The organism is Candidatus Accumulibacter meliphilus, from assembly GCF_036625345.1.
Classification (GTDB): domain Bacteria; phylum Pseudomonadota; class Gammaproteobacteria; order Burkholderiales; family Rhodocyclaceae; genus Accumulibacter; species Accumulibacter meliphilus.
This window is the reverse complement of record NZ_JAZKTZ010000020.1, coordinates 11875-37259: the sequence shown is the minus strand read 5'-3', so window position 1 is coordinate 37259 and position 25385 is coordinate 11875. Positions and strand designations below refer to the sequence as shown.

The window sequence follows — 25385 nt, the reverse complement described above, 5'->3', positions numbered from 1 at the left end:
ATCGCCATCTGGCAACCACAGCTGAAGAGCTAGAGGCACTCCGTCCGCATGACCAAGCACAACCTCCTCAGCTCGCTCGTCGCTTACCGCTACCTCATAGGACAACTTGTACGCCGTGAGGTCATTCTCAAGTATCGTGGCGCGGTACTCGGTATCGGCTGGTCGTTCCTCTATCCTCTTCTGCTCCTCGGCGTGTTTACGCTGGTCTTTGGCGGTGTCTTCGGCGGACGTTGGGGCGCCGGCGGCAAGCCGACGAGCGGTGGCCTCGAAATGGCATTGTTCATCTACTGCGGCCTGACCATCTTCAGCCCACTTTCGGAAGTTGCGATCGCCACCCCGAAACTTCTGCTGGCCAATCAGAACTTTATCAAGAAGATAATCTTTCCGACCGAAGTTCTTCCAATCGTTGCGGTTTTAGCTGCTGCAATTCACGGAGCAGCAAATCTTCTACTCTTGCAACTGGCGGCACTTGCCGCCGGCCATGCCCACCTCAGTGCACTACTGACGCCAATACTCCTGCTCCCCGCCGGCTTGTTCATGCTGGGTATTGGATGGTTCCTCACGGCCACCGGTGCCTACGTTCGCGACCTAGCGCACGGCATGCCGATCCTGATGCAGATGTTGATGTTCGCACTGCCCGTTTTCTACCCAGCCAACAGCGCTCCGCAGCTTCTCCATGCCCTCAACCAAGTAAACCCGTTTGCAATTGCCATTGAGGATCTACGACGTGCCGTGCTCTACGGCTTGGCCCCTGCATGGAGCACCTGGTGGGTGACACTGGCACTCGGTGGACTGTTCTGTGTTCTGGGATATCGCTTCTTCATGTACTGCCAGGAAGAATTTGCCGATGTCCTGTGAATCGCTGATCGAGGTACATCAGGTCGAAAAGACGTACTACAGCTACGCCAACCCATTGCGTGGACTCTGCGCCAGGATCAGCGGCCGGCGACTCTTCCGCGGGCATGAGTTCACAGCGCTGAAGGATATAGACTTCAAGATCGATAGAGGCGAAACCGTTGGCATCATCGGCCGTAACGGATCCGGCAAGAGCACACTGTTGCAGATTATCTGCGGCATCCTGAAACCGACCAATGGCAGCGTCGTAACCCGCGGACGCATTTCGGCGCTGTTGGAACTCGGTTCGGGTTTCCAGCCCGAGTTCACCGGGCGAGAGAACGTCTTTCTTCAGGGGGCCATTCTCGGCTTTTCCCACGAAGAAATGCGTATGCGCCTTGGCGCCATCGAGGCCTTCGCGGCCATTGGCGACTTCCTGGATCAGCCAGTAAAGCATTACTCGAGTGGAATGTTTGTCCGTTTGGCATTTTCCGTTGCCATCGCCACGTCGCCCGACATCCTGGTGGTGGATGAAGCCTTGGCCGTTGGCGACGCAGCCTTCCAGATCAAGTGCTTTCGCCGTATCAGGGAGATGCGCGAAAATGGCTGCACTGTCCTTTTCGTCACCCATTCCGTCGAACAAGTCCTGCGCCTCTGCCCACGCGCCATCCTTCTCGACAAGGGCAGAATGTTGATCGACGATGCCGCCAGGGTCTCCATCGACGCTTATCGAGCAATAACTTTCAACTCCCTGGAATCGCGATTGCTGCCCTCTGACAGACCGACACGGATCGCATCGCCACATGCTCAGAACCCCGATTGCTTCGAGTTCGGCAATCGAAAAGGCGAAATCGTCAGGGCCAGCATCACTGACGAGAAGCAGCGAGAAACCTTGACACTGCACGCCAACTCGCCGTTCACTATTGCATACAGGGTGCGCTTCCACTCTGCTGTCGCTCATCCGGTATTTGGGTTCACGATCCGTGACGAGTACAGTATGGAGATCGCTGGTACCAACAGTTTCTTCCACGCCATCGAAACCGGCCTCTACTCCGCCGGAGAGAGCGTCGATGTCGGCTTCGTCCAGAAGCTGCCACTGCGCGCAGGACACTACTGGCTGTCTCTCAACTGTACCGGTTTCGAAGACAACCAGATGATTGCCTACCACCGCGCCCACGACCTTTTCGCACTCGAGATCGTTTCCCAACGAAGCAATCTCGGACTGCTCGACCCCTTCTCTGAAATCAGTCTGTCCCGCGCATGACTTGGGTCAACCGGTTAAGAAGCGGGCTCCTGGACTTCCCGGTGCTGCGACGGCGAGCGTCCCGGCTTCACACGCCGACCCAGTACGGGTACGTCAACGGGCTCTACGTGATCGTCGACTGCTGGAACAATCGTATTCTCGTGAATTCGAGCACCAATTCCAACGTAGGAGAATGGCGGGTGCTCGCAGGTTTCCACCATCCCCACCGTATCGTATACTCCGGAGCGAGCTACTTCGTTGCCGACACCGACAATCACCGTATCGTTTGCCTTTCTCCAGAGCTCAGCCATGCTAACGCCCTGGACACCTCCGTGCGCTTTAATCGTCCGCACGACCTGCTGATTCACAACCAAACGCTACTGGTTACCGACAGCCAGCAATGCGGTGCCAGGGTACTTTCACTGGCGCTCGAGCCCGGCTACCCGCTCATTCGTGAAACGCATATTGCCGCAGCTTATTGCCGCAGCTTCAAGCTGATTGGGAGCACGCTCTACGTTTGCGATTCAGGAGGTGGGCGAGTGTTCTTGCTAGATGCGCGCACTCTGGAAACACTGGCCAGCTATGGCTCCAGAGAGCCCGGCGCGACCATCGGCTCGCTGGACCGCAAACAGCAAAAGCAGCATCCGACCAGGATGGTTCCGAATGAGATCATCAGGTATCGGGAAAGATTTTTTCTGACCAACTATTTCTATCGCGGTACCCGCAACCGACTCATTTCCTTTTCTTCCCTGGACGAATGGGAACGTGGGCACTATGTTGACCACTCGCATCTGGTCAAAGGAGTTCCCTACTTCATGGACGTCCCGGATGACCGTCTTTTTTTGGGAGAAATCGACGATTGCTCGCGCTGCGTACAGATTGCCGAGGAAGCCGGCGAGCTGCGTCTGATGCACATCATCGAGTAATCACAAGGCGAACGGACATGGTTTTTATTAAGAATCTACCTTCACACACTTCAGCAAACGTCGCGTCGCTGTGCAAGCAGCACTTGTTCTCTCGACGCTATCGCCTGGCAGATAGCGTGCGAACAGTCAGATCACGGGGCGAGGTGCGAGCACCGCGACACCGTACCCCCCAGCGCGCCAGTGCAACCTCGCTACTAGCCCCATCCGATGTATCTGACGTTCTCCAGGCGATCACGGTCGATGAGAGTAGTGATCGCGCGTACGACCTAGATGCCGAGCGTTGGACTGCCGGCAGACCGCGAGACACCGATGTGAGCGGCAGAGACACCAGCGTTACGCGCGCGGCCGCTGACGTGATTCAAGCCAATTGTTCGCGGATGTTGGGTTCGCTAGGCATGATTGACTGGAGCGCCTACGCCCGGCAGGACATCGTACGTACAGACACGTTGCTAGTCCCGTGCCAAAAGCAGCACGGCTATTGGACAGCGCACACGCTTGTACAGGCTGAGCGGCCTGGGTCGTGGACGTGCCGCGGCAAGGTACGTTCCACCACCAACCAAGCGCCAAGTGACCCTGCGCCGCTCGGTTATGGATGCCGCCTATTTCAAAGACCCCGATCACGGGGTGTGGCGCCGCAAAAACTTTGCCGGCATACGCTACTCCGACGGCCTAGCAGCGGAGTCGGCAATTCTCGATATTGTTCGCTCCTGTTCGGACCTTAGCGTTGGCTCCAAGGAACTCGCACGGCATATTTGCGATTGGCCGACAGAGTATCACTTCAGCGCGACCAGGGCAAACCTGCTGCGCCCTTTTTGTATCGACAAGGACAAACACGTCCTGGAATTGGGTTGTGGGTGCGGAGCCCTCACCCGCTACCTGGGAGAATCCGGCGCCACGGTCACCGCTGTCGAGGGCAGCCTTGTACGTGCAAGCATCACCGCAGCGCGCTGCCGAGATCTTCCGAACGTACACATCGTGGCGGACAGCATCCAATTGTTCAAGCCGTGCATGCAGTTCGACATCGTCACCCTGATTGGTGTCCTGGAATACGCCCCTATTTTCATCGGCGGTGAGAATCCCGCCCTGCAATGTCTTGCCATCGCGCGTCGATTCCTGGCCCCTGGTGGAACCCTCCTGCTGGCCATCGAAAATCAGCTTGGGCTTAAATACTTCAACGGCTGCACCGAGGACCACGTCGGCGAGCTATTTTTCGGTCTTCAGGATCAGTACGGTGCCGCCACGCCTGTCACCTTCGGGCGCGCGGAACTGCAGCGCCTGCTGAACAAAGCAGGATTTTCTGCGACGCGGTTCCTGCTGCCGTTTCCGGATTACAAGCTTCCGGAGATCCTGATTGCAGAAGATGCCAGCGCCGTTCCGGACCTTGCCCTGCATAACCTGCTTGCCCGGAGCCAAGACCGGGACTACTCTGGCCGCCGCTTGCGCATCTTTGATGAACACCTTGCGTGGCGCCCCCTTGCACGCAATGGTCTGCTCGGCGATCTTGCGAATTCCTTTCTCGTTATTGCCGAAGCCGAAAGTTCGTCTGCGCCCCCACAACTGACAACGCCTTGGCTGGCAAAAATATATTCGATGTCTAGGAGACCCACCTGGGTAACTGAGACGACCATCCGCCTAGAACCCTCGGGCCTGCGCGTTAGCAAGCTCTCCCCTAGGAAAGCGGACGAGGAGGAAGAGGTTCGGATCGGCCCGTTCACCTTGCTGCATCAACCGTCGCCTGACGAAGCGTACATTGCAGGAGACCTGCTACTCCACAAACTCCAACGACTGGCACGGGAAAGCAAGCTTGTCGAAATGGCCGAGCTCGGTCGTCAATGGCTAGGCCTTCTTTTCCAGGGCCCGCCCCCGACCACGTTCGGACTCGCAAATCAGCAGGTGCCCGGGTCTTTTATTGACTGCATTCCTGCAAACCTGATTTCCGCCGAAACCGGCGAGTTGATAATGATTGATAAGGAGTGGCAGTTACGTGAGCCAATCCCTATGGCCTGGGTCATATTGCGAGGTCTGGTCAACACTCTATATCAATGCAAGTTCCCTCATGACTTCGGCCAAAGGACCTGCAGCGCAGTAATTTCCGAACTACTCGCGTTGATGGGCACCACAGTATCGGCTTCCTTGTACGAAGAGATATCGGTTCTGGAAAACATCTTCCAGGACGCCTGCCATGATGGCCGAGCGCCTAAACCGACCTTCCTAACGGCACTGGAAAATTGCGTACCTCGCTTGCCAGCAGTCGAAAGAATCTCTGAGATCGAAGATCTGTTGGCAGAAAACAGATCATACAAAAAAGCCTTATCTTGCATCGAAAACTCGATGTCCTGGCACATTACAAAACCATTGCGCTTTCTCGCCCGCGTGTTCATGAGGCACTGAATGGAAGATGCCAGCGTTGCTATTCTCAGAGCCCCGAAAAAAATATCTTGAAAAAAGACTATGAATAGACTATTCACAAAAATTCATGCCCTAGCTTTCCAACTGCGGATGTTTCTGAGAAACGGGTCTGTGCACCGCTACGAGTACGCGGTGGAAATGAGCAGCGACACAGCGGCCGCCAATGTTGTGCGGATGGTCGGCACAGGACGCAAAGTCCTGGAAATCGGCGCAGGGCCGGGATCCATTACTCGCTTGCTCAGCCGGCAGAATCAGTGCGAGGTGACGGCGATAGAACTGGACGATAGCGCGATCGAAAAACTCGGAGAATTCTGCAAACGTGTCATCAAGATTGATCTAAACACGGCGGACTGGCGTGACGCACTATCCGACGACGGACCATTCGAGTCAATTGTCATCGCTGACGTTCTGGAACATCTCGTTGATCCGTGGCAGGCCCTTGCCGCGGCAAGAAGCCTGTTGGCGCGGGATGGAGAACTGATCGTCTCGCTGCCCCACGTCGGCCACAACGCGATTGTCGCGTGCCTACTCAATGCGGATTTCGAGTATCGTGACTTTGGTCTGCTCGACCGCACCCACATCCGTTTCTTTGGGATTAAGAATATTCAGCGCTTGTTCCAAGATGCCAATCTCAAGATCGTCGAGGCGCGCTTCGTTATTCGTACTCCAGAGCGGACCGAACTTGCCGCACAGTGGAACATGCTTTCTGACGATCTGCGAACCATTCTTGCGCGTAATCCCTATGGCAATATCTATCAGGTAGTGGTCAAGGTCGTCGCAGCAGATGGTATCGACTCAGGTCTGGACCTTACGCGTTTGACTGCAATCAACAAACCTTCGTCATAGACAAGCACCGGTCGCCATATTTTCTATTATGCACATCTCTGACCAAGGCGGTATTTCCGCGGAGCGTAGCGACACGGCGCACAGTATCCGGGTAATTGCTTTCTTCCTGCCACAGTTTCACCCGATCCCGGAAAACGATGCATGGTGGGGCAAGGGCTTCACCGAGTGGACCAACGTCACCAAGGCAACTGCCCTTTTTGCCGGCCATTACCAGCCGCACCTACCGTCCGACCTGGGCTACTATGATTTGCGCCTGAAGGAAACGCGGCACCAGCAGATAGCGCTGGCACGCAAATATGGCATTGGGGGTTTTTGTTACCACTACTATTGGTTTTCAGGAAAGCGACTGTTGAATCGTCCGGTAGATGAAATGCTCGCGGATTCAGACAGTCACATGCCGTTCTGCCTTTGCTGGGCAAATGAAAACTGGACACGGCGCTGGGATGCAGCCGAACACGAGATTCTCATCGCGCAACGCTACTTGCCTGAGGACGACCTGAATTTCATCCGGGATCTGAGCCCCTTTCTAATGGATTCACGCTACCTACGAATCGACGGAGCCCCGATCCTGATCGTCTACCGACCTCAGCATCTGCGAGATGCCAAAACAACCGTGCGCATCTGGCGTGACTATTGCCACGCCATCGGCATCGGAGAAATCCATCTTTGTGCTGCGCTGACACATGGCAACACAGATTATGCGCAGTTTGGATTCGATAGCGGCGTAGAATTCCCGCCCCACAACCTCACCGTCGGAAGCCACGATGATGGAGTGGCTTTCTACAAGCCATTCCAGGGGCACACATTCCTCTTCCACGAGATTGCCGATGCCTATCTGAACAAGAACTATCAATCCGCCAACGTTTTTCGCTGTGTTTTTCCCTCGTGGGACAACACGGCCCGTACCGAAAATCGCGCGCTGATCGTCCTGAACGGCACACCCAAGAACTATGAGTACTGGTTGAGCGAGGCAATCCGCCGCACGACCGGCGATTTTCCGGGAGAGAAGCGCCTAGTGTTTATCAACGCTTGGAACGAGTGGGCAGAAGGCTGCCACCTGGAACCGGACAGAAAGCATGCCCTGGGATTTCTCGAGGCCACTCGACGTGCGATTTCCGGCCAGTCGCGTCTGACGAGTTTCCTTGACGTGACCATGCCTGATGACAATGCCAGCAAACACCCGTCCTTCCTTCTGGACCTGGCGATCCTGGTCAAGCACCACCTGTACCGCTACAAACGGAGCGTGCATCTACTGCTTGACCGGATGCCACGCGCCAGGCGGGCTATCCGACGCCTCCTGCGCCGATAGGCAGGCAAGCGATGTCGCCACGCCTTTGTGCCGTGATAGTCACTTACGGTCAGCGCTACACTCTTCTCAATCAGGTGATCCAACGCCTGGAAGATGCGCGGGTCACATCCATTGTCGTGGTCTTCAACGGCAATCATGCACCAGAACATATCAGCCTCCGGTCGACGGTCGTGCCCGTGCTCCTGCCCATTAACCTCGGCAGCGCCGGCGGCTACCTTGCCGGCATAGAGGCAGCGCTACTGCTCGACGCGACCCATTTCCTGCTGCTCGATGACGATAACCTACCCGAGCCGACCTGCGTGGACCGGCTGTTCCAGGCGCACGCCAAACTTGGCGGCGGATCCCTGTTGGCGCTGCAGGCCTTCCGACCGTCGCAGCCTTGGCAACGTGTCGTCGTCCGCGAAGGCGTGGTACCTGTCGGTCGGCCAAACAGCTACGGCTGGTTCCATTTCGCCAACGAACGGCACTTGCTACGACGGCAGCTTGGTGCGGGCGAAGCGGGGTGCGATGTCGACCGTGTGCCGGAGAATGCCTGCCCGCGAATTGACGTAGCTGCCTATGGCGGCCTGTTCCTCCGTCGCGAAGCCCTGCAACTGTCCGAACGGCCCGATCCGCGTTACTTCTGTTATTACGACGACTTCGACTTCACCGACCGCCTGGTACACCGCGGCATGACGATTCATCTCTGCGCCGATGCGGTGATTGACGACATAGAGACCTCGTGGCACGCCCCTAACGAGCGGGTGCATCCGACCTTCTCACCGCACACCGAAGAAGAGCGCATCTATCTCGACCTGCGCAACGCTTTCATCTTTTATCGCTCGCGAATCACCAACCGCCCTCTCTACTGGCTCAACGCTGTCGGATTCTGGCTGGGCATCGCCTACCTTGCGCTGTTTCGCTCCGCCGACATTGGCACCACGAGACGCCGCCTGACTCTCATCCGCCGTGCCGTGCGGTTTGGCTCGCGCGGCGAGTTCGCGCCCTCCGACGACTGTCAATCCACCCGACAGGCCGGCCAAGACTGATTCTCTTGTTCTTGACACCCGTGAGCAGCACGCCAAATTCATACAAATTGACGATTAGATCTTCATTCTGTATAAACCCTGCATGATCCCTCGCACGCTCGCCGCAACCCTGCATCGCCTTTGCCAAAGCTTCCCCGTCATCGCCATCACCGGGCCACGGCAATCGGGCAAGACGACGCTGGCGCGCGCAGTTTTCGCCGACAAGGCTTATGTATCGCTGGAAGATCCGATCGAGCGCGCTTTTGCCATGGACGACCCGCGCGGCTTTCTCGCCCGCTTCGCACAGGGCGCAGTGTTTGACGAGGCGCAGCGCTGGCCGGATCTGTTTTCCCACCTGCAGGGGATGGTCGATGCCGAGCGCACGCCGGGCCGCTTCGTGCTCACCGGTTCGCAACAGTTCGGGCTTCTCGCTGGCGTGACCCAGTCCCTGGCCGGTCGCGTTGGACTGACACGGCTACTGCCGCTCGCATTTGCGGAAATGCCGGCCACTTCGCGCCAGCTGAGCGTGGACGCGATGCTGCTGCTGGGCGGCTACCCCCTTCTCCACACTCAACCGAGCATGGCAACGGACTGGTTCTCCAGCTACGTCGCCACCTATATAGAGCGCGACGTACGCCAGGTACTCAACGTGCAGGACATGGGCACGTTTCAGCGCTTCCTGCGTTTGTGCGCGGGCCGCAGCGGGCAATTGCTGAATCTGAGTGCGCTGGCGGGCGAGGCCGGGATTTCGCACAGCACGGCACGTGCCTGGCTTTCGGTCCTCGAATCGAGCGACCTGATCTTCCTGCTGCCTCCCTACCACCGCAACTTCGGGAAGAGGCTCGTCAAGATGCCCAAGGTGTATTTCCTTGACAGCGGGCTTGCCTGCTGGCTACTCGGCATTCGCTCGCCAGAAGTGCTGGCCCTGCATCCGAGTCGTGGCGCCTTGTTCGAAACCTGGGTCGTTGGCGAGTTCGTCAAGGGCCGCTTCAACCTTGGCCTGCCTGCCGACCTGTACTTCTGGCGCGACAACAACGGGCTCGAAGCCGACCTGGTTTTTGAAGTCGGTACGCACATTCAGCCAGTAGAGATCAAGTCCGGGCAGACGCTCACCCGCGATTACCTGCACGCCGGCCAGGCTTCGGGACGCTTTGCCGGCAGCGAAGCGCTACCACCATGGCTCATTTATGGCGGTAGCGATTCCTATGAGCGCAGCGGGGTACGAGTCATCGGCTGGCGTGACCTCGCGCTCGCGGACGGCTCGCCGCCGCAGCCTTCGCAATGATCACCGTCGCCAGCTACCTCGCCAGCCGCCTCGCCGCCAACATGGCCATCGCCACGTCTTCCTGGTCACCGGCGGCGGCGCCATGTTCCTCAACGACGCCCTGTGTCATCACCCCGACATCGCGCCAGTGTTCTTCCATCACGAGCAGGCCGCCGCCATGGCTGCCGAAGCCTACGCGCGCATCGCCGAGCGGCCGCCGATCCTGAACGTCACCACCGGCCCCGGCGGCATCAATGCCCTGAACGGCGTTTTCGGCGCCTGGACCGACTCGGTGCCGATGATCGTCATCTCGGGCCAGGTCAAGCGCGCCACCTGCCTGGCGACGACACCGGTTGCCGGGCTGCGGCAACTGGGCGACCAGGAGTGCGAGATCGTTCCCATGGTCCGCGGCATTACCAAGTATGCGGCCCTTGTCGAACGACCCGAGGACATCGCCTGGCATCTCGACCAGGCCGTGCTGTTGGCGACTTCCGGTCGACCCGGGCCGGTGTGGCTGGACATCCCCATCGACGTGCAAAGCGCGACCGTCGACCCACGGGAACTTCGCCGCTTCGTGCCTGCGTGCGCAACGGGCGACACGACATCCATGCCGGACATCGCGCGCATTGTCGAGCGCCTGCGAGCGCCCACCGACCGGTGATTCTCGCCGGCAGTGGCGTGCGCGCGGCCCACGCCACTGCCGAGTTCGATGCCGTAATTCAGCGCCTCGGAATTCCGGTCACCACCGCCTGGACGCACGACTTGATCGCTTCGGACGACCCGCTGTTCTGTGGTCGGCCCGGAACGATAGGTACGCGCGCCGGCAACTTCACCGTCCAGAACGCGGATCTCTTGCTGATTCTCGGGAGTCGGCTCAACGTCCGGCAGGTCAGTTACAACTGGCAGGCCTTCGCGCCGCAGGCATTCAAGATTCAGGTCGATATCGACCAGGCCGAGCTGAACAAGCCCACCGTGAAGCCCGATCTGCCAATTGTTGCCGATCTCAAACACTTTCTCACGGCGTTCGCGAAGACCTTGGACGACTGGCGTCCAACCGCGACTCACCAGGCCTGGCTGGCGTGGTGCAAACAGCGCCTGCTCGACTATCCGAACGTGCGCCCCGAACAGCGCGTAACGGCCGGCGCTACGATCAACCCCTACCACTTCATCGAAACACTCTTCGAGCAACTAGCAAGCGACGACATCGTCGCCTGCGGCAACGCCACGGCGACCATCGTTCCCTTTCAGGCGGCAGCGATCAAGCGCGGCATGCGCATGTTTTCGAACTCGGGCAGTGCGTCGATGGGCTACGACCTGCCCGCTGCGATTGGTGCGTATTTCGGTGCGCTCGCTGGCCGTAATCAGCAGCGGCGCGTCGTTTGCCTGGCCGGAGACGGCAGCATCATGATGAACATTCAGGAGTTGCAGACCGTTGCCCAGCACCGGCTGCCACTGAAGATCTTCGTGCTCGACAACTGCGGCTACCTGTCGATCCGCAGCTCGCAAAGCAACTTCTTCGGCCGCCTGGCTGGCGCCGGTCCCGAGTCCGGCGTAGCGCTGCCCGATTTCGTCGCCATTGCCAAGGCCTTCGGCATTCCGGCGTCGCGCCTCGATGCTGCCGACTTCGCCGAACGCCTTCAGGACATTCTCGACGCCCCTGGTCCGCAGCTGTGTCAGGTGATGCTTGACGAGAAGCAGTCATTCGAACCCCGCACGAGTTCGCGCCAGCTCGACGACGGCCGCATCGTCTCGGCGCCATTGGAGGACATGTACCCCTTCCTCGACAGAGAGGAACTCGCGCGCAACCTGTGGCCGCCGAACGATGCCGACCCGCCTGCCTGAAATCGTCGACTACTGTTGGCAGTCTGCTGTACGTCGAAGTTCCGGCAGAGGCTTGGCGGCCAGCGCCTGGTTCCAGAAAACTGCGCGCTGCCTGCCTGCGTCTGCTGCTGCGCAATCGGCCGTTGCTGATTGCCGCCGATGTGCTGTGCACGGCCAGCCGCATCAAGCTCGGGCGGCTCCCGCCGCTGGGCTTCGTCGCCATGCGCGAGCATCTCAACTACTTCACCACCGAATCGGTCCAAGCCCTGCTGTGCAATAGCGGCTTCGTCATCGACGCTTCAGGCATCAACAGTACCGGGCAGATCTTTGCGCTCGCCCGGAAAACGACCACGAACGACGATCCGCTTGGCGAGGGAGACGATGTCGGACGACATCTCGTCAATGATCCGTCCGCAAAGCCGGCGGTCAGACGGCCAGGCGCGACGCTGCGGGTTCAATCCGTATAGAATTCACCTGACTCAAGATCAGCACTCCGACATCCACCTGTGCCACCCTGGTGGCTAGACCACCAAACCGCCAAGCCCATGAACCATTCGCAAACGTCGCCCGGCGCAGAGATTTTTGAACATCTGTTCGTCCTCGAACTGGCGAACAATCACCAGGGACGTATGGAGCGCGGACTGCGGATCGTCCGGGACTTCTCGCGGATCGTGCGCTTCAACAATGTCAAGGCGGCGATCAAGCTGCAGTTTCGCGACGTTGATGCTTTCATTCATCGCGACTTTCGTGAGCGCGCAGACATCCGCTACATCAAGCGCACCCTTGACACCCGGCTCTCGAAGCTCGAATACGCGACGCTGATCAACGCCATCCGACAAGCGGGCTGCATCACCATGGCCACGCCGTTCGACGAGGTCTCGGTGGAGCTTTGCGTCGAGCTTGGCGTCGAGCTCATCAAGATCGCCAGTTCGGACATCAACGACTGGATCCTGATCGAGAAGATTGCGACCACCAAAAAGCCGGTCATCGTCTCCACCGGCGGGTCGTCCCTGAAGGATATCGACGACCTGGTGAAGTTTTTCAATCGACGCGGCATTCCGCTGGCCATCAACCACTGCGTCTCGCTCTACCCGTCCGAAGACCACGAAATCGAGCTCAACCAGATCGATTTCCTGCGCCGACGCTATCCGCACAATGTCATCGGTTTCTCGACGCACGAACAGCGCGACTGGCAGACATCGATCGCCATCGCCTACGCCAAAGGCGCGCGCACATTTGAACGACACATCGACATCGCCGCTGACGGCCTGCCGGTCGCGGAGTATTGCAGCCTGCCACATCAGATTGACCAGTGGTTCAAGGCGCACAAAAAGGCCGCAGAAATGTGCGGCGCACCGGGCACCCAGAAGCGCATCTCGCCGAGCCGGGAAAATCAGTATCTCGATGCGCTGGTGCGCGGCGTCTACGCTCGCCACGACCTCGGCAAGGGGCACGCGCTCTGCGACGCCGACATCTACCTGGCCATCCCGCTGCAAAAAGGCCAGATTTCCTGCCGCGAGCTGATGCGCGGCGAGTTGCTGCTCTGTGACGTCGCCGCTGACGGCCCGATCATGATCGACATGATCGACAGCCCTTACGCCGAGAACGAGCAACTCAAGGCACTCATTTATCGACGCGGCCTGTGATCGGATAGCCTCATGTTTTGCGCCATCAGCTTCGCGCTCAACGGCACGCGGATCGACTCGCGCGCCGCGATCCCGCACGCTTTTGTCACGACGCATCTGACGCCATGAAGCTGATCAGCGTCGTCACCGGCTGCTTCAACGAAGAGGACAACGTCGACGCGCTCTACGCGCGCATCCGCGAGCAGTTCGAGCGCCTCCCCGCTTACGACTACGAGCACATCTTTATCGACAACGCGTCGACCGACGCCACCGTCGCCCGCATCAAGGCCATCGCCGCAGGCGACAAGCGCGTCAAGCTGATCGTCAACACCCGCAACTTCGGGCACATCCGGTCGCCGATCCACGCGCTGCTGCAGGCGCGCGGCGATGCGGTCATCGCCATGGCCTCGGACCTGCAGGAACCGCCCGAACTGATTCCGGAATTCATCGCCCGCTGGGAGCAGGGTTATCGCGTCGTCGCCGGGGTGAAGCCGAGCAGCGCCCACACCACCGCGATGACCTTCGTTCGCCGCTTTTTCTACGCCACCATCGGGCGCATTTCGGATACCCGACTGATCCCCAACTTCACCGGCTTCGGCCTGTATGACCGGGAGGTCGTCGAGATCATTCGCCAGATGGACGACCCCTACCCGTATTTCCGCGGGCTGATCGCCGACATCGGCTTTGAACACGCAGAAGTCCCGTTCGTGCAGCCACGGCGAAGCCGCGGGATCAGCAAGAACAACTTCTACACGCTGTACGACATGGCAATCCTCGGCATCACCAGTCATTCGAAAGTGCCGATCCGCCTGGCCACGATGGCCGGATTCGCACTTTCGGCGCTCAGCCTGCTGGTGGCAATCGCCTACCTGATCTACAAACTGGTCAGCTGGGAACAGTTCTCGGTCGGCATCGCGCCAGTTGTCATCGGCTTCTTCTTCTTTGCTTCGGTGCAACTCTTCTTCATCGGCATCCTCGGCGAATACATTGCGGCGATCCACACGCAGGTCCTGAAGCGACCCCTGGTGGTGGAGAAGGAGCGCGTCAATTTTTCGCCCGGTGATGAATGACGCCGCTTGAAATCGGCACGGCGAACGACGCAGCGCTAGCGCCAAGTGCTCGGCAAACGCAGCGCAAACAGGCGGATGCCCTGGTCGGCGCGCCTGCCGGCGTCGACGGCCTGACCGCCCTCGCTCTGGCCTATCTGGCCTTCCCGAACCTGATTTTCTTGTTTGGCTGGTTTCGCCTGCCAATCGCCCTGCTGCTGTGCAGCGCGATGATCTATTTCATCGCCCGGGTGTTCCGCCCGTGGCCCGCCGTGTGGCGCTCGCAACACGCCTGGTCGGCGGTGGTACTGCTCATCGTGACCAGTTGCGCCTGGGCCGCTTTCGGCGGCGGCAGCCACTTCATGTACGCCAATGCCGACTGGAAAATTCGCGACGCCGTTCTCGGTGACCTGGTAAACGCAGAGTGGCCAGTGCACTACCTGTCGGCCGACGGCGCACCACTGATCCTGCGCTCGGCAATCGGCTACTTTCTTCCGCCTGCGCTGTTTGGCAAAATCTTCGGCCTTGCTCATATGGATCTCGCGGTCTACGCCTGGACCACTCTCGGCGTGCTGATCTTCCTGCTGATGCTGCCGCTGCCCAGAAGAGCCGGCTGGCGACTCGCGCTGGGGCTGCTGCTGGTCGTTTCCTTCGGGGGTATGGACTTTCTCGGGCAGGTGATCACGACAGGATCAATGCCGATTTTCCCTTTGCGCCTTGAGTGGTGGGTGCCCCTCAGTTACTCCTCTCTTACCGGACAACTGCTGTGGGCGCCAAATCACTGCCTGCCCATCTGGATCGCCACTCTGCTCTATTTCCGCCATCGTAAGGGCAGCGAACTTCTGCCTGTCGCTACCGCAGCCCTGCCGTTGACGCTGATCTGGACTCCTTTCGCTGCCATCGGTCTGCTTCCGTTTGCCATGATCGGTACCGCCAACTACCTGCAGAGGTTTGGCTGGCCGAGCGTGCCCTGGAATACGATCGTTGCAGCAGCTGCTTTTTCTCTGCCAGTCGTTCTCTTTCTACTGATCGACGCGGGGCAGATCGCGTCGGCCCTAGTAACGGTGGCATCTCCGCCCATGGCTAACGTGGCCTGGCAGCCGCTGTCGCTAAGGGCCTATTTGCTCTTCGTCAGCTGCGAGTTCCTGTTTCTGGCACTGGTACTCGCGCCGCATCTTCGGCATGCACGAGCGGAATTCTGGGTTGCAGTGCTCGTCCTACTAGGACTACCACTGATCCGTTTCGGCCCCTCGAACGATTTCGGCCTGCGGCTGAGTGCCCCGGCGCTCCTTATCATGCTGGCCGCATGCCTAGCAGCCCTGCTTGAGAAAGGCCGCCTCTCTTCGCGGTCAAGCCTGTGGATGGCCTGCCTCTTTCTCGCCGTTGGCGCTCACACGGCCTTCAACGAACTCTGGCGCGCCGCCACGTTCAATCGATCTCCGCCGGACTACCAGCGGACTCTGGCGGACCGGCAAGGCGGCCAGCCTGCGACGCACTACGTAGGAAGGCTGGGCTCCACTCCACTGCAGCATTTCTTGAGAACTCCCTCCCGAAAACCACAGTGATTGCAGGCGATCGGTCCCGCTTGCCTCGAATGAAAATCTGGCGCGCCTAGTTTGGCTGCGCCACAGCTGGCCGGTCACCGGCAGCGGGCTTGGGCGTGGATTCCAGATAGCGGAAGAACGCCTCCTCAAGCGTCAGGCCGGCACGAATCTCGAGAACCGTATGCTGCGCCACGCGGAGTGCGTCGAGCGCTTGCCATAACTGGTCACGGCGAACCTCGGCACGCCACCGCCCATTGGTTTCCGGAACGAATCCGAGCACAGGAACACTCCCTGCTGATCGCACGGTCACACGTTGCTCCCCGTGGAGCAACTCCCCGGGCGTTTGCACGGTCACCACTTCACCCTGGCGGATTACTCCGAAGCGATCCGCGATACGCTCGACATCGTGCAGCACATGTGAGGAGAAGAAAAGCGTGCCGCCCTGCCGACTGTACTCGTCGAGTATGTCGACCACATCCTTCCTGCCCGCGGGATCGAGCCCAGAAAGCGGCTCATCCAGGATCAACAGCCGCGGTTGAATGACCAGGGCGTGCGCCAGAGCGGTTCGCTGCAGCATGCCTTTGGAAAAGCCTCGCAAGCGGTTGTCGGCAACCGCTTCCAGATCGAAGCGCTCCAACCACTGCATGCAATGTTTCCGTTCGTTGGCAAGATGGAGCCCGTGCAAGCGCAAGCCCATCAAGAGGACCTCGTAAGGACTCAGAAAATCCTGCAGGCTGGGGTTCTCGGGAACGAAGCCCAACCCGCGGCGTGCCTCCGGCTCGCGTACATCTCGCCCGAAAAGGCTGGCACTGCCAGCCGTCGGCCTTAGTGCACCAACCAGGATCTTTATCAGCGTGCTCTTGCCTGCGCCATTGGGGCCGATGAAACCGAAGGTTTCACCTGACGCGATGCTCAGCGAGATCCCCTTCAACGCTTCCCGGAAAGGCTTCCGCCAACCTTGCGCATAGGCTTTGCGAATTGCCTGGACTGAAATGCCTTGGCTCATGGCGCCCTCCCCGACGCGACCGCGCTCCCTTGAACAGGCTGCGCCTTGCCTTTGCTGTCAATGAAATACGGGATGGAAAATGGGTCAGACGGAATAGCGGGCAGAATTGACTTGTCGACGAGTTGCTCGAGGCGGGTTGGCAATTGGCCGGTGAGCTCTGTATAACTAATGATCGCACGATCAAGCAGTAGCAAATTCTCGAGCCTCACGGCTCGCTTATCGAGGAACAGTGCGAAAGCTTTATGCCGCGTTTCCTTGGCCATCGCCCGATGAAGCCGAATCGCGAACTCCACGTCCTCTCCCTTGCTCACCCATAGTGCAGCCATCTGTTGCAGTTGGATCTGCTCCATCTGGTCCTCGGTGTGTCGAGCGGCAGTCAACAGCCACTTGGCCCCTTCAACGGGGTTCTTCAGGAAGTGTAGTTCGTTAAAAGCGTAGAAGAATGGCGGCCGGCTATCGAAGAGACGAGCGTCTGTCGCCTGCCGCAGGATGTACTGAGTGGCAGCCACTTCGCCAACCCAAGGCAGAATGCCTGCGGCGATGTAGTAGTTGTCTTCCTGCGCGGGATTGAGCCAGGCGGCGTCGGACTCGACAATGCCAAGAATGCGGTAGTTCTCTGCGCTCATGGTTTCCGTGGAAACCACCAGCGCACGAAACGTGGCCAGATTAGCCGCGAGAAAGCGATCGCCTGCAGCCGTCAAAACCTGCACGAAGCGCGGCATGGCCACCTCCATTTCCGGCGAAACGGGCTGTCGCGGACGCGCGTAGAGCGCTGGAAGCACCAGCGCGTAGACCACAACGCCGAGTAGCACCAGCGGCAACCCGGAATGAACACGAACGCGCATCATGTCAAGAAAATTCACGCTGAGAAAAGGCATGGATGGCCAGCCCTATCATGAGTATTGCGTAAGCAAAGGCCATTGACAACGCCATCGCCGTTGTCTGGATATCTGGAACCAGCCCGTACATTGGCCATGCCCGCCAATCGAGCCGCGAAAGATCCGGCAACAGCCACCGGGTAATATCCAGTAAGGGACCGTAGCGCGCGGCAATATCGACCTGCCCGTCTGCGCCTTTTGACACATAGTCGAAAACAGCCCCCAGCGCTCGGCCGCCGATGGCAAACACGGCGCCGAGTGCCAGCGGCAGCATCGTCACCGTCGATAGCGTCGCAATCCACAGAGTGAAAGCAGCGACCACAGCCACATCAACCCACACGCCTAATACCGTCAGCCAAAAGGGCGCGCCCAGTTCGACGGGGAACTGCTGTTCATAGTGCAGTCCGGACATCATGACCGCAATCCATAGCAGCATCCCCAGAATCGAAGCAGCCACGGCGGTCAGGGCCAGGACGCCGAGATATCGCCCGATCAGATATGCTGAGCGGTTCGTCGGATAACTCAAAGTTAGGACTACCGAGCGCTGGTCAATGTCCCGGCCAACCAGGTCCTGAACCAGCATAATTGCGAAAAGAACCAAGCTAATTCTCAGGCCGGAGAGACCGACGTCAAGCGACACAGTCAAAGGCTGCCGAGGTGAAAATGCAGCTGACAAATATGCCACGCCGATCAACGCAACAGCCAAAGCAAGAATCGCCAGAAAGGATCGATTACGGAAGCCACATCGCCACGATGAAAAAAAGAATTGCCACATGACAAGACTCAAAAAAGTAAAAGCGCGCAATTAGCGCGCCTTTTTCAACTACGCAGGCTTAGTCGCAATCGATCAAGTGGACGACGCTGCCGCTCCAGCTACTTTCGCCGCATCAAGCTGACCGCCCGGCGTCGGATCAGTGCCGGACGAAACCTCAGCGGTCCCGAGCCTGGCAGCGGAACCACCATCGGTATTCCCACCCCAGTAGTACCTTCCTTTTCGAGAGGCAGCAGCCACCCAAGCCTTGGCTGTATCCTCGTCCGCATTTAGAAAAACGTTACTTGAGCACTTAAACTGCATCGTTTCGCGGAGAAACTGGGAGCCGTCGGTCGCCGCCGCTAAGGCCGCAACAGCCGGGCCAGCAGTGCCGGTACAGGCTGCGACTGCGGCCGCGTGTGCGGGCACAAATGCCCCAGCGCCGAGAACCAGGCCGCCAAAGGCCAGAATTAGTTCTTTTTTCATTTGGTCACTCCTAGTTTAGTCAAGTAGAACGGGCTACAGCTTCAGTCAAGAAATTGCGCGCATCCGATTGGGCGGCCTTATCCTCGCTCTTCTTGGTGTACTCGGAGAACTGCGGGATGGCGATGGCGGCCAGAATACCGATGATCGCGACGACGATCATCAGCTCGATCAAGGTAAAGCCTTTTTGCAGCTTCTTCATGTTTTTGACTCCTTCCAGTGAGCGCAACGGACAATCCGTTGATTTAAGCAGTATCAAGTTCCGTGCCAGGGGCCTTAAAGCACGCAAAAGCGTGACTTTCCGCACGCAGCGCCGATCAACGGCGCCAAATTCCGTCACTCAAGTGACGCAAATTGTCACAATCTCACTCAACAGAGGTACCGAAACCAAACACGCCCCCCGGCCCGCGATCGTCAATCGCCCAGCGCCACACGCCGCACCCCACACCCCCCCCTCAAGCACCCACCACACGCTCCGGCGCGAAGCGCGGCAAAGTCAGCGTAAAACTCGCACCCTGCCCTGGCGGACTATCGACCTCGATGCTGCCGCCCAGTACTGCGGTCACCAGGTTGTAGACGATGTACAGCCCGAGGCCGCTGCCGCCCTGGCCGAGGCGAGTGGTGAAGAAAGGTTCGAAGATGCGGTTGAGGGTGTCGGCGGGGATGCCTTTGCCATTGTCGCGGTAGCGCAGAACGACCTGATCGGGAGCAACGGTGTGCGCCATGATCTCGATGCGGCCCCCGGCGCTGCCCTCGAAGCCCTCGAAGCCATGCGCCAGCGAGTTGCCGACGAGGTTGGCGATGACCTGTTCGAGCGGACCGGGGTAGCTGTCCATCGCCAGGTCGGCGGGGATGGCCAGCTCGATGTGGTGCCGGCTGTGTTTGAAACCGGGACGCAGGGTGACGAGCATCTCCTCGACGGTCTGCCGCAGGTTGAACACGCGTCGGCGGGCGCTGCTCTGATCGACAGCCACCTGCTTGAAGTGGCCGATCAGTTCGGCGGCGCGGGCGGTATTGCGTTCGAGCAGGTCAAGCGCTTCGCGACCTCGGCTGAGCAGGGTGTCGACCTGGGCACGGTTCAGGCGGCCGCTGGCAACGGCCTCCGCGAACTCGCGAAACTGTTCGCCGAGGACGCTGGCGACGACGCGCGCGTTGCCGAGCGGTGTGTTCAGTTCGTGCGCCACGCCGGCAACCAGGTTGCCGAGCGCGGCGAGCTTTTCCGCCTGCAGCAGTTGCGCCATCGCCTGGCGCAACTCGTCGGTGCGCTCGGCGACCAGTTCCTCGAGGTGTTCGCGATAGCGTCGTAGCTCCTCCTCGACCTGACGACGCTCGGTGATGTCGGAGCCGACACTGAAGACCTCCACCACCTCTCCGCGGCCGTTGCTGATCGCCCGATTGGTCCACGAGACCCAGACGCGCTCACCGCCGCGGCGCATGTTCTCGTTGATATTGCGCTCGAAGCTCTCCGGATCACGACAGATATCCTGCATCAGCGGGCGCAGATCCTTGCCACTCGTTTCATAGGGCGGAACGATGCTGCCAATCACATGCTGGCCAAGCAATTCGTCTTCCGAGTAGCCAAAAAACTTCAGACCGAAGTCGTTGATGAAGTTGATCCTGCCCTCTCGACTCCAGCGCAAAATGATGCTGTTGGCGTTTTCGACGAGTTCGCGATATTGCAACTCGCTCTCCAGCAGCGCCTGCTCGGCGCGCCTGCGCTCGGTGATGTCTTCGGCCAGAACCAGTTCCGCCGCACGCCCCTGGTAGGAGATGGCGTGGGCCACGATTTCGACGTCGATGATCGTTCCGTCTTTGGTGACATGTTGCCAGACCCCGGGGCAGTCGCCGGTCTCTTCAACCGCGACGACATCCTCGAGGAGAAGCGGTGTGTCGTCGCTGCGGCGTATGTCGCTCACCGGCATGCTCAGGAATTCAGCGCGCGAATATCCATACTTGCGCAGTGCTGCATCATTGACGGTCAGGAAGGCAAGCGAGTCCCGGTCGTAGACCCACATCGGGTGCGGATTGCCGTCGAAGAGAAGCCGGTAGCGCGCCTCGCTCTCGCGCAGCGCCCGTTCGGACTGTTGACGCTCGATCCGCGTACGCAAGACGCTGATGCCGAAGCTCAGATCGTCCGCCAGCTCGCTCAACAGATCCACTTCCTCGGCGTCGAAGGCCCCCAGGACCGCCGAGTAAATGCTCAAGGCGCCCAGGATCCGCTCGCCATGCCGCAGCGGCAAGGCGCACAGGGCAACATAACCCCGCTCCATGGCGCCAGCGCGCCAGGGTCTGAAGCCGGGCTCATTGGCGAGGTTTGCCAGCACGCACGGGTGGCCGCTACGAATGGCGATACCGCTGGCGCAGCGCCCGCGCTCGCTTTCGGCCCAGGAGCAATTCATCTGCTCGAGGTGGCCGGATGCATGGCCAGCGTGCGCCACCGGTCGCACGCTCTGCGCGGCGTCATTTTCCGCGTAACCGACCCAGGCCATTCGGTAAGCACCGACCTGCACGACGATCTCGCAGACGGTGTTCAGCAATTCGCTCTCGTCGCTGGCACGAATCAGCGCCTGATTGCACTCGCTGATCATGGCCAGCTGCCGGTTGACTCGCTGCAGCACCTGTTCCGCGTGTTTGCGCTCGCTGATGTCGATGACGATACCCAGATAGTCGGTCACCTGCCCGGCCGCGTTGCGCTCGACGGCAGTCCTGTCGTCAAGCCAGAGAATCGTGCCGTCCCGGCAGACGACGCGATATTCCTGCTGAAAATGGTCGTCGTCGTGTTCGGTGTAGGCTTGCACCTCGGCAGCAACCCTTTGCCGGTCGTCCGGGTGAATCAGAGCGTCGAAACGAATCGATCCATCCAACAACTCCGCTGACGAATAACCCAGCTGGCTGACGTTGTCGGAAACAAATACCGCCGGCCAACCTTTTTCGGCGCGCCAGCGGAAAAGCATCGCCGGGCTGGTTTCCAGCACCATGTTCGCTTGCCGCAATTGCTCCTCGGCGCGTACGCGATCGCTGATATCAACGGCCACTCCGATCACTTCCAGCGCGCCGTCCCCCTCCCGGACGGGATTGAAATAGGTCTCGAAAACCGTGTTGTGGACGCGCAGGGTGAAGTGCAGGGTCTCACCGGCAAGCGCGCGGCGAGCGTTCGCGCAAACCTCGGGGTCGTGGCGATAAAGAGAAAAGATCGACTGCCCGACCGCCCTGCCAGCTTGCCAGCCGGCGTTCAGCAGCCCCTTGCCTTCGCTGAGCGTAAACACGCCCTGGGCGTCGAACTGGAAAATCACCAGGGGCAGATTGCTGATCAGCGAGCGATAGCGGGCCTCGCTGATCGCCAGCTCGCGCTCGCGCTGGCGAATGGCCAGCGACATGCGATCGAGATGCTCCGCCAGGCTATCCAGTTCCTTGACGTGCGCATTCGGCCAGGGCCGTTCGTAGTCGCCGTCGGCAAACGCCTGCGCTTGTGCTGCGTAGGCACCGATGCGCCGGGCGAAACCTCGCGCCACGATCCAGGTCGCGCTGATGGCCAACAACAGTGCCGCCAACAAGCCCGCAGCCAGAGCCCGGAAAGTGGCCAGAAAAGGTTCATAAGCCTCACTTCGCGGCTGCGCGACGAGAACCATCCAGCCGAGTTGCGGAATGCTGGTCAGCGTGCCAATAAAGCGCTCGCCGCCCCAGATGAAATTCCGGCTGCTGAACCGCCCATGCAGGCCGTCGCCAAGCAGCGGCAACTGAGCGAGCTCGAGTTGCCGAGCGTCAGAACGGCTTTGTGAACTGACAATGACCTCGCCACGGCGGTCGAGAATCATTGTCGACATCCCGGCTTCGCCTGGCAGGCGCTCAAGAAACTCGCCGAGCCGATCGATCGATACTTCGCCAAGCAGGACGTCTTCACCGACCGGAATCGCCAGGCTCACCGCCAGGCGTGCACTGACCTCCGACAGGAAGACCTCCGACCACACCGGCCCGCCGCGCGTACGCGCCTGACCCAGGAGCGCCCCGTCGGAGAGCTCCATTGACAACGGCTCTTGCCGCTGGCCGCGCTGTCCGGCGGGAAGCCCGACGGCGTACACGGCATCGTCGGCGCCGACGATGTAAATCGCCGCGAAGACATCACCGACGCCGGCGTGTGCGTCCAGGGCGTCTAACGCGAACGACGGCGGCTGCCCAACTCCCTGGCGAAGATGCGCGGCGGTCGCCGACAATTCGCGCTCGGCGCCGAGCAGCTGTACCTCCACCTGGCTGGCGATGACACGGGCAAGTGCTCGCTGCTGACTGTCAATCTCATCACGTGCCTGTGGTAGGGGCACCGCCAGCAACAGCGCAGCAACCACCAGCAGCGGCAGTACGCCGGCCAGAACAAAGCGCGAAGCCAGCCACAGCCAGAGCGGTCGCCCCGACGCGGCGGCTCGGGCGGCGAGCGCGGCTGAGTTTGCGCCTGACTCAGCGTTCAAGCCACCCCTCGAGCGGAGCAATGATGCAGCAATGCGGCGTCGTTGAGAGCACGCACGTCGAATCCTCGCGCAGCGGTTTGATCGGCAGATTCATGGCGTGCAAGTCGCGCGGTTGGCAAGCGGACGGCGGTTCACAAAAGAATGGAGTCTAGTGTAGTGCGGCGTTGTTGATGAGACTTTCGGCGAGCCTGAAGGCAGCATGAAAGACTTTTGCTGACTGGCAGTCGCATCTTCCACCCCGCTGCCCTCGTCGCCACAGCCGGCACCCGCCCCCCGCTCACCGTCATTGCCGCGTCGGCTGCGCCTCCTCGCAATGACGGTAGGTCGGCGATGCTTGCCGCAAATCTCATCAGGAATGCAGCCCACTACACCAGGCTGCAGTTCCGCCTGGAAACCGACCCGTCGCGCGCTACCGGCCTCAAAACACCTTCAGCCCATGCAGCAGCACCGCGGCGATCGACAGCGGCGCCACGAAGCGAACCAGGAAGAAAACCAGGCTCACCAGCCGCTTGTTGCGCAGCGCTCCAGCGTTGCTCAACTGCCGGGCCATTTCCGGCAATCCATAGACCCAGCCGACGAAGAGACAGATCAGAATCCCGCCGAGCGGCAGGAGCACATTGGAACTGAGGAAGTCGAAGAGGTCGAAGGGATTCATGCCGAAGACCTTGAGCTCACTGGTCAGACTTGCCGACAGCGCTGCCGGCACTCCCAGGGCGGCAACCACACCGATGGTGCACAAGGAGGCGCGCTTGCGGCCCAGGCCATAGCGTTCGGAGAGAATCGCCACCGGCACCTCGAGCAACGAGAGCATCGCGCCAACGCTGGCGATCGCCGTCAGGATGAAGAACAAAGTCATGAACAGCGTGCCGCCGGGCATGGCCGTAAACACGGCGGGAATGGTCATGAAGACCAGCGATGGGCCGGCCGCGGGTTCAAAGCCGAAGGCAAACACGGCCGGAAAGATGGCCATACCGGCCAGCAAGGATACCGACAAATCGGCAAACATGACCCGCGTGGCGGTCACCGGGATGTTCTGGTTGTCGCGGAAATAACTGCCGTAGGTGAGCATGCAGCCCATGCCGATGGAGAGCTTGAAGAAGGCCAGGCCGAGCGCCGTAAGCAGGACGGCCGGGGTGATTTTCGCCAGATCCGGGCTGAACAGGAAGCTCAGGCCGGCGCTCGCTCCGGGCAGGGTCAGGCTGCGCGCGCAGAGCACCAGCAGCAGGATGAAGAGCAGCGGCATCAGTTTGCGGGTCACCGCTTCAATGCCCTTGGCGACGCCGAACATGATGATGCTGCCGGTCACCGCCAACACCACCCACTGCCAGAACAGCGAGCTAAGCGGATTCGCCACCAACTCGGCAAATATGGCGCCGGCCAGCTGCGGATCGGTGGTGGCGATCTGCCCGGCCATGGCTTTGAAGACGTAGGCATAGACCCAGCCGGCCACTTCCGAGTAGAAGGCGAGAATCAGCACTGCCGCCGCGAAGCCCATCCAGCCGATACTCTTCCACCACCACTGGCCGCGCGGCGCGACCCGGTCGAAAGCGCTCACCGCGTTGGCCCGCGCCGCACGCCCGAGCATGGTCTCGGCGATCATCACCGGCAGACCGACCAGCAGGGTTGCCAGCAGATAGACGAGCAGGAAACCGGCGCCGCCATTGGCGCCGGTCAGTGAAGGGAATTTCCAGATGTTGCCGAGTCCGACGGCCGAGCCGAGCGTCGCCACCAGGACGCCGAATGAGCTGGTGAAACCGTCGCGGGAAGATTGATTCATCGTGTCTCCGAATACTGAATTACTGAATGGGCAAAAGCACGCAACCGTTCCGCGGAGCGGCCGCTGGCGCTCTCTGACGGTCGAGGTGCAAGGAAGGGGGAAGACTGCCGGGCAAAGCGCTTTCGTGCTTGCGCCCTGCGCGCTCGGCGCAGGCAG

The 25385-nt window shown here is 60.2% G+C and carries 21 protein-coding genes; 14 read left to right on the top strand and 7 right to left on the bottom strand.

Annotated features, from left to right (window positions below; translation table 11 throughout):
- Nucleotides 1-48: 48 nt before the first annotated feature.
- The 14 genes from V5B40_RS24175 to V5B40_RS24110 all read left to right on the top strand — a co-directional run bounded on the left by V5B40_RS24175 (nt 49) and on the right by V5B40_RS24110 (nt 15895).
- Complete coding sequence (locus tag V5B40_RS24175; RefSeq protein ID WP_332356939.1) at nt 49-858, top strand: ABC transporter permease; 810 nt, start codon at nt 49-51, stop codon at nt 856-858.
- Complete coding sequence (locus V5B40_RS24170) at nt 848-2098, top strand: ABC transporter ATP-binding protein (RefSeq protein ID WP_332356938.1); 1251 nt, start codon at nt 848-850, stop codon at nt 2096-2098. The genes V5B40_RS24175 and V5B40_RS24170 overlap by 11 nt, the downstream gene beginning before the upstream one ends.
- Nucleotides 2095-3003: a hypothetical protein gene (locus V5B40_RS24165; RefSeq protein WP_332356937.1), complete on the top strand. Its 909-nt coding sequence runs from the start codon at nt 2095-2097 to the stop codon at nt 3001-3003. The genes V5B40_RS24170 and V5B40_RS24165 overlap by 4 nt, the downstream gene beginning before the upstream one ends.
- Before the next feature lie 567 nt (nt 3004-3570).
- The gene (locus tag V5B40_RS24160; RefSeq protein WP_332356936.1) at nt 3571-5394 is read left to right on the top strand and encodes a class I SAM-dependent methyltransferase; all 1824 of its coding nucleotides are present in this window, start codon (nt 3571-3573) and stop codon (nt 5392-5394) included.
- Nucleotides 5395-5523: 129 nt separating this feature from the next.
- The gene (locus V5B40_RS24155; RefSeq protein WP_332356935.1) at nt 5524-6258 is read left to right on the top strand and encodes a class I SAM-dependent methyltransferase; all 735 of its coding nucleotides are present in this window, start codon (nt 5524-5526) and stop codon (nt 6256-6258) included.
- 28 nt (nt 6259-6286) lie between these two features.
- Nucleotides 6287-7567 carry a glycosyltransferase WbsX family protein gene (locus V5B40_RS24150; protein WP_332356934.1) on the top strand — a complete coding sequence of 427 codons (1281 nt, stop codon included), beginning with the start codon at nt 6287-6289 and terminating at the stop codon, nt 7565-7567.
- Between the two features lie 74 nt (nt 7568-7641).
- Nucleotides 7642-8595, top strand: coding sequence for a glycosyltransferase family 2 protein (locus V5B40_RS24145; RefSeq protein ID WP_332356933.1), 954 nt, complete (start codon nt 7642-7644; stop codon nt 8593-8595).
- Between the two features lie 82 nt (nt 8596-8677).
- On the top strand, nt 8678-9859 hold the full coding sequence (locus V5B40_RS24140; protein WP_332356932.1) for an ATP-binding protein: 1182 nt from the start codon (nt 8678-8680) through the stop codon (nt 9857-9859).
- A gap of 82 nt (nt 9860-9941) precedes the next feature.
- Nucleotides 9942-10499, top strand: a complete 558-nt coding sequence (locus V5B40_RS24135; RefSeq protein WP_332356931.1) for a thiamine pyrophosphate-binding protein — start codon at nt 9942-9944, stop codon at nt 10497-10499.
- The gene (locus V5B40_RS24130) at nt 10496-11680 is read left to right on the top strand and encodes a thiamine pyrophosphate-binding protein (RefSeq protein ID WP_332356930.1); all 1185 of its coding nucleotides are present in this window, start codon (nt 10496-10498) and stop codon (nt 11678-11680) included. Before V5B40_RS24135 ends, V5B40_RS24130 begins: the two co-directional genes overlap by 4 nt.
- Nucleotides 11681-11802: 122 nt before the next feature.
- The gene (locus V5B40_RS24125) at nt 11803-12126 is read left to right on the top strand and encodes a hypothetical protein (protein WP_332356929.1); all 324 of its coding nucleotides are present in this window, start codon (nt 11803-11805) and stop codon (nt 12124-12126) included.
- Nucleotides 12127-12204: 78 nt separating this feature from the next.
- The gene (locus V5B40_RS24120) at nt 12205-13305 is read left to right on the top strand and encodes an N-acetylneuraminate synthase family protein (protein WP_332356928.1); all 1101 of its coding nucleotides are present in this window, start codon (nt 12205-12207) and stop codon (nt 13303-13305) included.
- 104 nt (nt 13306-13409) lie between these two features.
- Nucleotides 13410-14354: a glycosyltransferase family 2 protein gene (locus V5B40_RS24115; protein ID WP_332356927.1), complete on the top strand. Its 945-nt coding sequence runs from the start codon at nt 13410-13412 to the stop codon at nt 14352-14354.
- A gap of 206 nt (nt 14355-14560) precedes the next feature.
- On the top strand, nt 14561-15895 hold the full coding sequence (locus V5B40_RS24110) for a hypothetical protein (protein ID WP_332356926.1): 1335 nt from the start codon (nt 14561-14563) through the stop codon (nt 15893-15895).
- A 46-nt stretch (nt 15896-15941) separates the two neighbouring features.
- Here the strand turns inward: V5B40_RS24110 and V5B40_RS24105 are convergent, their stop codons facing one another.
- The 7 genes from V5B40_RS24105 to V5B40_RS24075 form a co-directional block, all read right to left on the bottom strand.
- Nucleotides 15942-16880, bottom strand: a complete 939-nt coding sequence (locus V5B40_RS24105; protein WP_332356925.1) for an ABC transporter ATP-binding protein — start codon at nt 16878-16880, stop codon at nt 15942-15944.
- Nucleotides 16877-17758: a hypothetical protein gene (locus tag V5B40_RS24100; RefSeq protein ID WP_332356924.1), complete on the bottom strand. Its 882-nt coding sequence runs from the start codon at nt 17756-17758 to the stop codon at nt 16877-16879. Before V5B40_RS24100 ends, V5B40_RS24105 begins: the two co-directional genes overlap by 4 nt.
- Entirely contained in the window at nt 17730-18533 is an 804-nt protein-coding gene (locus V5B40_RS24095) for an ABC-2 transporter permease (protein ID WP_332356923.1), read from the bottom strand. Before V5B40_RS24095 ends, V5B40_RS24100 begins: the two co-directional genes overlap by 29 nt.
- Before the next feature lie 72 nt (nt 18534-18605).
- Nucleotides 18606-18995: a hypothetical protein gene (locus tag V5B40_RS24090; RefSeq protein ID WP_332356922.1), complete on the bottom strand. Its 390-nt coding sequence runs from the start codon at nt 18993-18995 to the stop codon at nt 18606-18608.
- Nucleotides 18996-19014: 19 nt separating this feature from the next.
- Complete coding sequence (locus tag V5B40_RS24085; RefSeq protein WP_332356921.1) at nt 19015-19194, bottom strand: prepilin-type N-terminal cleavage/methylation domain-containing protein; 180 nt, start codon at nt 19192-19194, stop codon at nt 19015-19017.
- 253 nt (nt 19195-19447) lie between these two features.
- A complete protein-coding gene (locus V5B40_RS24080) occupies nt 19448-23452 on the bottom strand; it encodes a PAS domain S-box protein (protein WP_332356920.1) in 4005 nt (1334 codons plus the stop codon).
- A gap of 418 nt (nt 23453-23870) precedes the next feature.
- Nucleotides 23871-25229, bottom strand: a complete 1359-nt coding sequence (locus V5B40_RS24075; protein WP_169065741.1) for a sodium-dependent transporter — start codon at nt 25227-25229, stop codon at nt 23871-23873.
- Nucleotides 25230-25385 lie beyond the last annotated feature (156 nt).

What these genes read in the sequence shown, in the direction of transcription:
- V5B40_RS24175 (WP_332356939.1), top strand. Translation starts at nt 49, where the DNA reads ATGACCAAGCACAACCTCCTCAGCTCGCTCGTCGCTTACCGCTACCTC.
- V5B40_RS24170 (WP_332356938.1), top strand. Translation starts at nt 848, where the DNA reads ATGTCCTGTGAATCGCTGATCGAGGTACATCAGGTCGAAAAGACGTAC.
- V5B40_RS24165 (WP_332356937.1), top strand. Translation starts at nt 2,095, where the DNA reads ATGACTTGGGTCAACCGGTTAAGAAGCGGGCTCCTGGACTTCCCGGTG.
- V5B40_RS24150 (WP_332356934.1), top strand. Translation starts at nt 6,287, where the DNA reads ATGCACATCTCTGACCAAGGCGGTATTTCCGCGGAGCGTAGCGACACG.
- V5B40_RS24140 (WP_332356932.1), top strand. Translation starts at nt 8,678, where the DNA reads ATGATCCCTCGCACGCTCGCCGCAACCCTGCATCGCCTTTGCCAAAGC.
- V5B40_RS24135 (WP_332356931.1), top strand. Translation starts at nt 9,942, where the DNA reads ATGTTCCTCAACGACGCCCTGTGTCATCACCCCGACATCGCGCCAGTG.
- V5B40_RS24120 (WP_332356928.1), top strand. Translation starts at nt 12,205, where the DNA reads ATGAACCATTCGCAAACGTCGCCCGGCGCAGAGATTTTTGAACATCTG.
- V5B40_RS24115 (WP_332356927.1), top strand. Translation starts at nt 13,410, where the DNA reads ATGAAGCTGATCAGCGTCGTCACCGGCTGCTTCAACGAAGAGGACAAC.
- V5B40_RS24110 (WP_332356926.1), top strand. Translation starts at nt 14,561, where the DNA reads ATGATCTATTTCATCGCCCGGGTGTTCCGCCCGTGGCCCGCCGTGTGG.
- V5B40_RS24105 (WP_332356925.1), bottom strand. Translation starts at nt 16,880, where the DNA reads ATGAGCCAAGGCATTTCAGTCCAGGCAATTCGCAAAGCCTATGCGCAA.
- V5B40_RS24100 (WP_332356924.1), bottom strand. Translation starts at nt 17,758, where the DNA reads ATGCCTTTTCTCAGCGTGAATTTTCTTGACATGATGCGCGTTCGTGTT.
- V5B40_RS24095 (WP_332356923.1), bottom strand. Translation starts at nt 18,533, where the DNA reads ATGTGGCAATTCTTTTTTTCATCGTGGCGATGTGGCTTCCGTAATCGA.
- V5B40_RS24090 (WP_332356922.1), bottom strand. Translation starts at nt 18,995, where the DNA reads ATGAAAAAAGAACTAATTCTGGCCTTTGGCGGCCTGGTTCTCGGCGCT.
- V5B40_RS24085 (WP_332356921.1), bottom strand. Translation starts at nt 19,194, where the DNA reads ATGAAGAAGCTGCAAAAAGGCTTTACCTTGATCGAGCTGATGATCGTC.
- V5B40_RS24075 (WP_169065741.1), bottom strand. Translation starts at nt 25,229, where the DNA reads ATGAATCAATCTTCCCGCGACGGTTTCACCAGCTCATTCGGCGTCCTG.